The organism is Alkalihalophilus lindianensis (assembly GCF_032843265.1).
GTDB lineage: Bacteria > Bacillota > Bacilli > Bacillales > Bacillaceae_D > Alkalihalophilus > Alkalihalophilus lindianensis.
Genome location: NZ_JAWJBA010000016.1, coordinates 1 through 9,810 on the forward strand (window position 1 = coordinate 1; position 9,810 = coordinate 9,810).

General features: G+C 34.4%; 12 protein-coding genes and 1 other annotated feature. Of the genes, 8 read left to right on the forward strand and 4 right to left on the reverse strand.

Annotation, left to right across the window (positions count from 1 at the left end; translation table 11 throughout):
- A partial coding sequence (locus RYX56_RS20900) for a metal-independent carbonic anhydrase family protein (protein ID WP_317123926.1) occupies positions 1 to 725 on the reverse strand: 725 nt, incomplete at its 3' end.
- A gap of 336 nt (positions 726 to 1,061) precedes the next feature.
- Positions 1,062 to 1,316 (forward strand) — a binding site (T-box leader).
- Between the two features lie 81 nt (positions 1,317 to 1,397).
- Between RYX56_RS20900 and RYX56_RS20905 the strand changes: the two genes are divergently transcribed.
- The gene (locus RYX56_RS20905) at positions 1,398 to 2,657 is read left to right on the forward strand and encodes an MFS transporter (protein ID WP_317123927.1); all 1,260 of its coding nucleotides are present in this window, start codon (positions 1,398 to 1,400) and stop codon (positions 2,655 to 2,657) included.
- 333 nt (positions 2,658 to 2,990) lie between these two features.
- On the opposite strand, the gene RYX56_RS20910 is transcribed toward RYX56_RS20905, so the two are convergent.
- Positions 2,991 to 3,878 carry a LysR family transcriptional regulator gene (locus RYX56_RS20910; RefSeq protein ID WP_317123928.1) on the reverse strand — a complete coding sequence of 296 codons (888 nt, stop codon included), beginning with the start codon at positions 3,876 to 3,878 and terminating at the stop codon, positions 2,991 to 2,993.
- Between the two features lie 110 nt (positions 3,879 to 3,988).
- Here RYX56_RS20910 and RYX56_RS20915 point away from each other — a divergent pair, with 110 nt between their 5' ends.
- A complete protein-coding gene (locus RYX56_RS20915) occupies positions 3,989 to 4,558 on the forward strand; it encodes an NAD(P)H-dependent oxidoreductase (RefSeq protein WP_317123929.1) in 570 nt (189 codons plus the stop codon).
- 95 nt (positions 4,559 to 4,653) lie between these two features.
- Here the strand turns inward: RYX56_RS20915 and RYX56_RS20920 are convergent, their stop codons facing one another.
- Positions 4,654 to 5,103 carry an Lrp/AsnC family transcriptional regulator gene (locus tag RYX56_RS20920; protein ID WP_317123930.1) on the reverse strand — a complete coding sequence of 150 codons (450 nt, stop codon included), beginning with the start codon at positions 5,101 to 5,103 and terminating at the stop codon, positions 4,654 to 4,656.
- A 122-nt stretch (positions 5,104 to 5,225) separates the two neighbouring features.
- On the opposite strand from RYX56_RS20920, the gene RYX56_RS20925 reads away from it, so the two are divergent.
- Together RYX56_RS20925 and RYX56_RS20930 are read left to right on the forward strand one after the other, a co-directional pair.
- Positions 5,226 to 5,642: a carboxymuconolactone decarboxylase family protein gene (locus RYX56_RS20925; RefSeq protein WP_317123931.1), complete on the forward strand. Its 417-nt coding sequence runs from the start codon at positions 5,226 to 5,228 to the stop codon at positions 5,640 to 5,642.
- A 192-nt stretch (positions 5,643 to 5,834) separates the two neighbouring features.
- Positions 5,835 to 6,266, forward strand: a complete 432-nt coding sequence (locus RYX56_RS20930; protein ID WP_317123932.1) for an N-acetyltransferase — start codon at positions 5,835 to 5,837, stop codon at positions 6,264 to 6,266.
- Positions 6,267 to 6,706: 440 nt separating this feature from the next.
- Here RYX56_RS20930 and RYX56_RS20935 read toward each other — a convergent pair whose 3' ends face one another.
- A complete protein-coding gene (locus tag RYX56_RS20935; protein WP_317123933.1) occupies positions 6,707 to 7,693 on the reverse strand; it encodes a LacI family DNA-binding transcriptional regulator in 987 nt (328 codons plus the stop codon).
- 78 nt (positions 7,694 to 7,771) lie between these two features.
- Between RYX56_RS20935 and RYX56_RS20940 the strand changes: the two genes are divergently transcribed.
- The 4 genes from RYX56_RS20940 to RYX56_RS20955 all read left to right on the forward strand — a co-directional run bounded on the left by RYX56_RS20940 (position 7,772) and on the right by RYX56_RS20955 (position 9,671).
- Positions 7,772 to 8,614 carry an HAD-IIB family hydrolase gene (locus RYX56_RS20940; protein ID WP_317123934.1) on the forward strand — a complete coding sequence of 281 codons (843 nt, stop codon included), beginning with the start codon at positions 7,772 to 7,774 and terminating at the stop codon, positions 8,612 to 8,614.
- 193 nt (positions 8,615 to 8,807) lie between these two features.
- Complete coding sequence (locus RYX56_RS20945) at positions 8,808 to 9,005, forward strand: cysteine-rich CWC family protein (RefSeq protein ID WP_317123935.1); 198 nt, start codon at positions 8,808 to 8,810, stop codon at positions 9,003 to 9,005.
- A gap of 220 nt (positions 9,006 to 9,225) precedes the next feature.
- Complete coding sequence (locus RYX56_RS20950; protein WP_317123936.1) at positions 9,226 to 9,375, forward strand: hypothetical protein; 150 nt, start codon at positions 9,226 to 9,228, stop codon at positions 9,373 to 9,375.
- Positions 9,376 to 9,410: 35 nt separating this feature from the next.
- Positions 9,411 to 9,671: a GNAT family N-acetyltransferase gene (locus RYX56_RS20955; RefSeq protein ID WP_317123937.1), complete on the forward strand. Its 261-nt coding sequence runs from the start codon at positions 9,411 to 9,413 to the stop codon at positions 9,669 to 9,671.
- Positions 9,672 to 9,810 lie beyond the last annotated feature (139 nt).

Consider the following 9,810-nt stretch of genomic DNA (forward strand, 5'->3'; position numbering starts at 1 on the left):
TACCCATAGAAACGTTCGATATGCTCAGAAGCAGCCGCTTCATAGTCGCCACCCTCGCTGTATACTTCTCCGATATGGACAATACCTTCTCCCCAGCTTTGCTGTAATTCCAGAACTTCCTCCTCTGTGATTTCTTTAGTAGGACTATATGGATAATGAGAGCCGTGAAGGACAATTTTCAGGTCGCCATTATTATTTTTTGTAAAAGCGAAATTGTATTCTACTTCGACAGGTTCTCCTCCATTAGCTGGTGTGAAATAATAAACGCCCATACTTACAGCCTTATTTCCTTCAATGATAACCCCTTCATTTTCCCATTGTACATCTGTCCAAGGTACAATAGCAAAACCATTATCCTCGGGATACGCTTCATTTCCTCCTATGAAATAAGACAAAGCGCCTTCAAAGGTATCGCGGAAACGCTCCTCTTTGGCTAAAGTTGGTTTGAAAAGAACATTGCCGATGTCATACCCATAGAAACGTTCGATATGCTCAGAAGCAGCCGCTTCATAGTCGCCACCCTCGCTGTATACTTCTCCGATATGAACAATTCCTTCTCCCCAGCTTTGCTGTAATTCCAGAACTTCCTCCTCTGTGATGACATGCGTTGACTCTGTAGGTTCTTCTTCTACCGGCTCACTAGAAGTAGAGTCTGAACATGCTACTAACGTCATTGCTAAAAAAGCAGACCCTAAAATTGATGAAATCCCCTTAAATCTTTTCAATGTTTTCACCCCTTAATAATTTCTGTAAACATAGACTAGTATAGTTAAATGATAGTTTATTTTCAATATTTTGTTTGCTCACAGGTATCCCGCTTCTAACTGTAAAGCTATTAATCAGAAACTAGATGAAGTGAATGAAAGAGCGAAGAAGCAGAAGGGATTATCGACACCGATGGCAATTGTCGCATTAGTGTAAGAAAACATGGAGAATATTTGAACCTTATTTTCAACTACCTTATTAAGTGGGATAAGAAGGTTGAGCTGTTTAAAAATGCTAATTTCTATATGTGCAATATATGGAAAAAATGGTATGATATTTGAAATATTAAATCATAAAAATATGCGATGATGAGAAGAGTAAATAAGAACTTTCTTCACCAGAGAGCTCCGTATGCTGAAAAGGAGTAAGGAACTTTTTATTGAACCAAGCCTCTGAGTAGTACATTGGAACCTGATAAGGGAGATGGTGTATCGGGAGCTCCCGTTAAAGAGCCGGGGTGCATGCACGTAGTTGCTGCAGCTGAAAAGGTTAGTATGGTGACATATTAATAAACTGGGGTGGCACCACGATTGTAAAATCTCGTCCCCAAGACAAAAAGTCTTGGGGGTGGGATTTTTTTATTTGCTCACAAAAGAAAGCCGTGATAAAAATAACCTTTAGGAGTGAGTGTAATGAATGTAAAACTCATACTAGAATCGTGGAAATACCCTTCTATTTTATTGCTTGGAATAGGTGTATCTAACTTAGGTGCTTGGGTGTACTTAATTGCCTTAAACTTAATTGTATTCGATATTACAGGGTCACCTCTTGCGGTAGCGGCACTTTATATTCTTATTCCTTTAGCCACTTTAGTCACCAATTTTTGGTCTGGTAGTATGATTGATAGATTGAATACACGGAGCATGATGATCGTTCTCGATTTGTTTAGAGCCCTCTGCATATTTTCTTTGCCTTGGTTACTAGATTTATCTATTTGGTTCATGTATATAATGGTCTTAATTATTAATATGGCAACTTCAATGTTTGGCCCCGCATCGATGGTGTATATTACAAAATTAATTCCTTACGAACAAAGAAAGAAATTTAATTCACTTAGAAGTTTAATTGATTCGGGTGCTTTTCTTCTAGGACCCGCTCTGGCAGGAGTGCTTTTTATCATGGGTACGCCTCTACTCGCCATTATAATGAACGCCATTGCATTATTTTTATCAGGTTTAATCACCTTCTTTATGCCGAATGTAGATAAATCTTCCCAAGCTAGTAATAAGGGGGAGAAATTATCACTACCATTATTAAAGGAAGACTTTCAGGTCGTCATGCATTTTAGTAAAAAGAACGTTTATATCACCCTGATTTACTTTTTATTTAGTTCCGTTATGGTCATGACTGCTGCCGTCGATTCCATGGAAGCTGCTTTTGCCAAAGAAGTGCTTTATTTATCTGATAGTGACTACGGCTTTTTAGTAAGTATTGCAGGAGCAGGTATAGTCGTTGGCGCAGTGATAAACACAGTTTTCGTTAAGAAGATCGCAACTTCATTTCTGATTGGATTAGGTGCAACATTCGTCTCCATCGGCTATATCATTTATGCTTTTTCAAACTCATTTATAATGGCAGCAGCTGGATTTTTTATTCTTGCCTTCTTTCTTGCATTTGCAAATACAGGGTTTCTTACTTTTTATCAAAATAATATTCCTGTTGATGTGATGGGTAGAATAGGTAGTTTATATGGATTAATCGAAGCAGCACTCATCATACTAACAACTGGGATTATGGGAATCCTTGCACAGTTGATTTCAATTCAATTTGCGATCATTACAGGGGCAGTGATTATGCTCTCATTCTCTGTAACATTGTGTGCTTTCAACCTCCAACCTTCAAAGAGTGCATATTATCAACCTACGACACTTGAAAAAATTGAGTTGAACTAGAATGTTCATTATTACGTTAAGATCCAGGAAGCTGCATATGTAGCTTTATTATTGTTTGAAAACTGGAAAATGATGTTTAATTAAAGGGGTAATCCAAAGGTAGTTGTTCACAAACCCAAAATAAGTAATGAGTTTTATAAACTATATAAAGGAAGAGCTTTATCTCGTAACCAGAAGGTTTTAACGAAGTAGTTAGTAATAGGGTGCTATCTCAAAAAAGGATAGCACCCTATTACTAACTTTCTTATTAAAACGGGTGCAGTAGTTACAAATCCGGGAAGTTGCATATGCAGCTTTGCAGTAAAAAGATTTCCTCCTTATCTAATAACATCATTATTGCTTGAAATACTTCTTTGTCATAGATATAAAATCCGCCAATTGAGGGTTTATCCATTTGTCTTTATGTAATGCCATTTGTGTTATAAGGAGGGGCATTTCAACCTTTAAATTCACTTCTACCAATTCACTTTCTATTAATTCTTCTTTAACTACCATTTCTGGCAGAACGGCAACGCCCAAATTAGAGATTACGCATTTTTTTATGGCTTCTAAGCTAACAAATTCAAGTGTGGTTTTAGGAGTGACCTTATAAAAGGTAAGGATTTCTTCAAAAGTGTTTCGATAAGAACAGCCTCGTTCTGTATACAAGATTGTTTCAGTTACTAAGTCTTCAGGAGTAACAGTTTTTTTGGCAGCTAGTGAATGATTTGGGGAGCTAATTAAAATCAACCTTTCTTGAATTAAAGGTGTCGATTGAAGGTAGGGGTTAATTTTTTTGGTATCCATTATAAATGCTAAATCAATCTCTCCTTCAATCAAACTTTTGGTGGCCATTTCATCTGAATGAGCTGCTTTAAAAATGAGCTGAAGAGAAGGGTATTTTAGTTTGAAGTCCCGTAGTAAGTCTGGCAAACGATAAGTACACTGGCTTTCTTGTGCGCCGATAATAAGAGTTCCGCCATTATGGTCAGTTGTCATAGCGTTTCTAGCTTCCTCTTCTAAATGTACAATCTTTGTAGCATATTGCCTTAGTCGTTCTCCGGAGTGAGTGAGGATTAATTTTCTTCCAAGACGTTCAAAAAGTTGAAGGTTCAATTCGTTTTCTAAATTTTTTATTTGAGCTGTAACACTGGATTGAGCATATTGAAGTTTCTCTGCTGTTTTTGTGAAATTTAATGTATCACATGCAACTAGAAATGTTTGAAGATGTTTAATGTCCATTTTAACTCCTTCCTATCGAAAAAAACGATCCTTTTAATCGGAATAATCATCTGTAACGATTTCAAGAAATAGTGTAACCTTAATTTACAGATTATTCAAGGAGGTACTAGATGAGAAAATTATTGCTAATTAACGGACAAGATTACTTTGAGAGGGCGCAAGGGGAGTTAAATAACACAATGTCAAAGTATATTGAAGAATTCACAACGAATGAATTTGAAGTAGTACAAACCGCTATTGCAAAGGGTGATCAAGTACCTGAAGAAATTGAGAAGTTTAAATGGGCTGACGTCATCATTATCCAAACACCTATTTATTGGTTTAGCTTGCCGGGGATTTTAAAGAAATATATAGATGACGTTTTTATCCCTGATATATTTTTTGGCAAGTCTACGCAATTTGGACAAGGAGGAAAATTCAACAAAAAGAAATACATGCTTTCTGTGACGTGGGGGGCAAAGGAATCAGCGTTTAAGGGTACGAAAGAGGATTTCTTAGAAGGGTTAAGTGAAGAGCAAGTTTTATTCCCCATTCATAAGACTTTTGAATACTGTGGGTTTAACAGATTGCCAACATTCTCGATCTATTCATCAATGAATCTTCAGGAACTTGATCCTTATCTCACGAAAATCCAACGCCACTTACAGGAACACCTTTTCCATTCAGGAGAGAGTATATGACTTTACTAAAAGTAGCGATTTCGTTGAATAAGATCTGCCGCTCCGCTTATTGTACTAACGGAGCAGGTTAGTGTAACAACAATCTCCCTATACTTTCATGAGAATATTGCTCCGTTTATTTGTGTCTCTGTGGGTACTTGTGAGAAAATAAAATGTGTGACCGTTTGTGCGTAGGGGTTTACCTCTTCTATAAATTGCTCCGCTTTTGAAAAGGTATCAAAGTGCATTTTAAGCATATAACATGCATTACCTGCTACACGATAACAAAACTGTACATTTGGGAGTTGCTGAATAAACTTTTTAAACGATTTATAATCTCCGTTTTTGACTGTTGCCTCTATTATACATTGAATAGGCAAACCTAACTTCTCAAAATCAATTTCCAGTGTGTATTTCTTGATAATGCCAAATGACTCCATTTGCCTTACTCGTTCTGTTACAGAAGGAGAAGATAAATTAATCCTCCTCCCAATCTCACTCATAGATAGACGACTATTACTATGCAATTCATCTAATATCATTCTATCAATATCATCAATTTTCATTTTTAAGGATTCTCCCCTTTTGTTTGTTAACTATTTAATGTTTAAGTGAATTATTTATTGTTAATTTAATGTGATTTACGTATTTTATTTTCTATAATTAAATATACAAAGGAGGATTTGAAATGGCAAGAATTAAGGAGTCAAATTTTGGAGAAACACCATTTCAACGGCTTTTAGGATATAACGTAGAAGTAATGCAAGGCTGGGCTCATCTAGGAAATGTATTAGAAAAAGAAGGGAGGCTCTCTCCTGAATTGAAAGAGCAAGTTAGAAGAACGTTAGCTCAAAGTAATGGATGTGAGTATTGTAAAGCGAAAGGTAAACCTGAGCTTGATAAGTTTGATGAAAAAACTTCTATTTCGGTTGCGTTTACGGAGGTGTTTTTAAAGCAAAAGGGTGATATTCCAACTTCAGTTTTTAAAGTTTTGCAGGAATGCTTGACCGAGGAAGAAATAAGTGAACTTTGTGCATTTATTTCTTTTACTACCGCTTCACAATACTTTGGAGAAATGATGAAATTAGAACCTGTAAGGAAATAACACCAGATCTGTAAGTTCTTCAACTAACTAGGTGCTTTTATTTAATATTGCTTTTTGTTGATCTTCCACTAACGGGCGCGATTACAGCACACATATCGCTTTATATATACTCAATTATTGTTCAGTTTAGTTGAAGAATCTTTATAGGGCCAGTTAATTGAATAAAGCAATAAGATTTATAGGGGCGATAAGATGAATATTAGATCAAACAAGAATACAGAAGTCAATAAATTAGTAGAAATATGGTATGAAGGCTCTTTAATAGCACACGACTTTATTGATAAGAATTATTGGAAATCACAGCAAACGGAGATGGAAGAAAAGTATATCCCAATGTCTGAAACCTATGTAGTAAGTAATGATAAAGATGTTGTCGGCTTCGTATCGATGATGGATAATTATTTGGCTGCATTATTTATTGATGTTAAGCATCAAGGTGGGGGATATGGAAAGGGATTGTTAGATTTTATAAAAAGACAAAGGGAAAATATACAATTAAAAGTGTATAAGAGAAATAAAAAAGCCGTGGATTTCTATTTGAAAAATGGCTTTGTAATAAAAGAAGAAACATTAGATGAACAGACTTCCCAGGAAGAATTTTTAATGGAGTGGGAAAAGAGTTAAGTGTCGTTAGACGAGTTAAATTATTACATGAAAATACAAACGAATGCTCTTCATCAATCGGGCGCATGAGCTGAATAAAACTTTCTTTAGAGTAAAAAACAATCCTCAAAATAAACATGAGGATTGTTTTTTAGTTTTTCAGTGTGGTTTAGGTAGGTACATTAAACATTATAATGAAGAGCGAATTCAAGAAAATTATGCTACCACACACCTAAAGGATTTGGTGAGATGGTAGCATAAGAAGGAGTTTTATTTCTGTCTAAAATGACTATGTCAGTCTAAAGTTAAAATGATTATAATCTGTATTGAATATTTTAAATTTACATTGTCCATAACGATGAGCTAATTATTTGTTCATGTCAACAGCGTTTTAAAATTCCGTCCTTTCAACTCTTCCATGTCTGGTGATGTTTTGAATGTCTTCTGTTATATGTCGAATATTAACTAGAACTTCTATTAATAAATTCTCCGCTGTACACCTTTTTGATAGGCGCTCTCTCCCTACCATCAATCTTGTTGATTAAGTGATTAACTAAATCAATAGATATTTCTTGAATTTTATTACTAATAGTAGAAATTTGCGGATTGGTAATTAGAGATATTGGATGATTGTCAAACCCTATAATTGATAGTTGTTTAGGTATTTCTATATTGTTTCTAACAGCAGAACTTATTAACCCAGCTGCAACGAAGTCACTTCCAGAAATTATACCATCTATTTCTGTATGAACCTTGAATATTTTGTCCCCTAATGTGATTCCGTCTTCTATATTTGATACTTTATTGAAGATAAATTTTTTGGTATAATTTAACCCTTTTTTATTGTGAGCTAAAATAAAGCCCTTTAATCTCGCTTGTTGTAGAGGAGAAGTAATATTGTCTGCACAGAAGGCTAATGTAGAAAGTCCTTTATTTAGGAGGAATGTGGTTGCTTTCATAGTTGTTTCTTCCTCATCTACGCAAAAAACGTCAAAATATTCACCAGAGAAAACCTCATTACAAGCAACGATTAATTTATTTTTTGTACAGCTAGCAATCTCTACTTCTGGTAATAAAGAAGACGCTAAAATGATAGCATCAAATTCATTCGTTTGAAGTTGAGTGTATACACCTTTTTCAGTATTCTTGTTTAAAAAAGTTTGATGCACTACTGTTTTAAACCCCTTTTTATGACAGGCAGCAGATATGTAACGAACAAGCTGACAAAAATAAGGGTGATCTATATTAGGTATTATAATGGCTATACATTTAGTATGCTTTTGACGAAATTGTCTAGCTAGAGAGTTGGGAACATAATTATACTCTTGCATAACTTTTAGTACTTTGTTTCTTGTCTCAGTTGATACATGGGGATGATTAGAAACTACTCGTGATACTGTTGATTTTGAAACGCCACTTATTCGTGCAATATCATATATTGTAACCATCTTTCACCTCTTAGAAAAATATTGACATGGGACCAATCCCAGCAGTTATATTTTAAAAAAATCAAAGGGGTGGTCTAAATGAACTTAAAATTTAATAAGTCTTTTTCGAATGCTCATAAGGCAAATTATATTATTTTTTTTGATTTTGATGAAACATATTTTCCACATGCTTGTACAAATGAATTATTAAATAATTTAACGGAATTGGAAGAGTATCTGTATTTTCTAGTTAATGAACATTTCGTAAAGGTTGGTTGGGTAACTGGAAGTGACTTACATCAGATTGCTCACAAAGTAGAACGAGCCAATATATCTTATAATCCTCATTTCATAGCAAGTAACTTAGGTACAGAATTATATCACGTTAATGACAAAGATATAATTCTCAATAAGGAATGGGAAAACAGATTAAAGAAAGCTAATTTTTCAACTGAGACAGTAAGTGATGTTGTAAGGGAACTATACAATGTCTATAACATTAAGCTCGTTGAGCAGACTCAGTTAGGTCAAAAAGGTTATAAGTGGAACTACTATTATTTTGAAAGTTCCCTAGCAAAAAGTCAGTATGATTTGAGAATCATTAGGCATATAGCCAAATCGAACAGTTTAGAAATAAATATTAACCGATGTAACCCAAAAGCTGGAGACCCTATAGACGCATTTGATGTTGATTTTGTCCCTTTAAATACTGGAAAAAAAGAAATAGTAAAGTTTATGACTAGCTATTATCAAGTTCCTTTAACAAATACAATTGCTTTTGGTGATAGTGGAAATGATATAGAAATGTTGAAAACAGTCGAGCATGGTTATCTTTTAGGTAATGCTACTAGTGAAGCAAAGACTTTACATCATAATGTAACAACAGCACAGTATTCTCTCGGTATATTAGAAATTCTAAGAAGGTTGTTTCCAAATTCTTAGCTCGGACCCCCTTTAGGTAAACTAGTAAAATAGATACAGGGTATGGCAATAAAAAACCCTCTAAAATTATTATTCATTTTGATCTGGATGTACTGGATAGCGTTTGCAGGTCATTTTTCCTTGCAGAAAGAAATCTAATCTCTTTTTATGTCATACTTAACTAATAGTGTGAGGGAGTGAGGAGGGATTGTAATTGGCTAATAAATATTGTCCTCTATGTGGAGAGGAAAACAAGTGTATGGCAGGCACCGTAGAACACGGTAACTGCTGGTGCGATCGAGAAGGAGAATTTCCTAATGGAATCTTTAAGTTAGTTCCTTCAGAAAGTAGTGGAAAGCATTGTATATGTAAAAAGTGTGTAAATAAATATAGGGAAGAAGCGGGTGATTAGCTTTCTAATTATTTTGCTAAACTCCCTCATATGATAGCTATATCTCTAACGGATGCGATTGCTTAACAAAAACTTTATTGGTTTAGCTTTTATTGTTTTTACTGATATATGCAAAGTTAGCAGTACACTAATAAAGTAATAAGGTTTTCTTCAGTAAAATAAGGTATATTATATTTGTTGAATAGATTCTCTTTAAAGACAAGAAAAGTAGGTGAACAAAGTGGGAAAATATCAATTGGATGCCAAAAGTCAGGTAGCTGTGACAAAGTTTCATGAAAAACAGACGTCTGCAAAATTTGATAAAAAGCAGCAACTTGAAAAAATACGTGCGGAGTATTTGAAAAAGAAGCAAAAACAAACAGATAAATAATATGAATGAAAACATAGGAAGACTAAAATCTCCCTATGTTTTTCTTAGGCTATATCGGTTATAGAGTAGGTGGAGCGTATACTGGAAAAGGAATTGCTAATAGAGCATTGAAGCTATTATTAGAAACTCTTAACTGGCAAGGTATTAAACAGGTTCTAGCGAAGACAACAACTAACAATATACCGTCACAAAAAGTCTTGGAAAAAAACGGATTTAAACATATATCAACTAGTGATGAAGAATTTTTTATGAATGGAAACAGTTTAAAGTTTGTTTATTATCAGTGGACTATTTAAGACTTTTCAACTATCGGGTCCGATGATTTAACAAGGTCAGCGCACTTATTGTTGCACTAACATGCGAACATTAGCTCTTATTATAATATAAGAATAGAGGAGGAATAATAAATGAAAAAAACCGATTATTTAGAATTGG

What these genes read in the sequence shown, in the direction of transcription:
- RYX56_RS20915 (WP_317123929.1), top strand. Translation starts at nt 3,989, where the DNA reads ATGAGAAAATTATTGCTAATTAACGGACAAGATTACTTTGAGAGGGCG.
- RYX56_RS20920 (WP_317123930.1), bottom strand. Translation starts at nt 5,103, where the DNA reads ATGAAAATTGATGATATTGATAGAATGATATTAGATGAATTGCATAGT.
- RYX56_RS20935 (WP_317123933.1), bottom strand. Translation starts at nt 7,693, where the DNA reads ATGGTTACAATATATGATATTGCACGAATAAGTGGCGTTTCAAAATCA.
- RYX56_RS20925 (WP_317123931.1), top strand. Translation starts at nt 5,226, where the DNA reads ATGGCAAGAATTAAGGAGTCAAATTTTGGAGAAACACCATTTCAACGG.
- RYX56_RS20910 (WP_317123928.1), bottom strand. Translation starts at nt 3,878, where the DNA reads ATGGACATTAAACATCTTCAAACATTTCTAGTTGCATGTGATACATTA.
- RYX56_RS20955 (WP_317123937.1), top strand. Translation starts at nt 9,411, where the DNA reads ATGTTTTTCTTAGGCTATATCGGTTATAGAGTAGGTGGAGCGTATACT.
- RYX56_RS20940 (WP_317123934.1), top strand. Translation starts at nt 7,772, where the DNA reads ATGAACTTAAAATTTAATAAGTCTTTTTCGAATGCTCATAAGGCAAAT.
- RYX56_RS20930 (WP_317123932.1), top strand. Translation starts at nt 5,835, where the DNA reads ATGAATATTAGATCAAACAAGAATACAGAAGTCAATAAATTAGTAGAA.
- RYX56_RS20905 (WP_317123927.1), top strand. Translation starts at nt 1,398, where the DNA reads ATGAATGTAAAACTCATACTAGAATCGTGGAAATACCCTTCTATTTTA.